General features: G+C 61.8%; 1 protein-coding gene. It reads right to left on the bottom strand.

Annotated features, from left to right (window positions below):
- Nucleotides 1–27: 27 nt before the first annotated feature.
- A partial coding sequence (locus HX773_RS25540) for a lipocalin family protein (protein ID WP_176973818.1) occupies nt 28–335 on the bottom strand: 308 nt, incomplete at its 5' end.

Below are 335 nucleotides of genomic sequence, written 5' to 3'. Positions count from 1 at the left end.
TCCTACAAGGGATCGCATTGGTCCGAATCAGTTAGGCATCTTCGAGTCCGGCGTACGCCAGATCAGCCGTGTGGTGTCGTAGCCTTGCTGGCGCGCCCGGCTCAGCAGATCCTCGCGAACGTCCGCATTGACCTTGGTGCTGCGCGACAGCAGCCACAGGTAACGCCGGCTCGGATCACCGACAATCGCGGTGTGGTAGTCATCACTGACATACAACACCCAGTAGTTGCCCTTGGCCACGCCCGGCAGCAAGGCGGTGAACCAGTTGTCGAAGCGCACCCACAGCTTGTCGGTCTGCCCTTCCACTTGCGGCGTCGCCGTCCCCTTGGCCTCTT

It is taken from the genome of Pantoea sp. B9002, assembly GCF_013385945.1.
In the GTDB taxonomy this organism is placed as follows: Bacteria; Pseudomonadota; Gammaproteobacteria; order Enterobacterales; family Enterobacteriaceae; genus Pantoea.
Note: the sequence above shows the minus strand (reverse complement) of the source record. Positions and strands in the feature narration are given on the sequence as shown.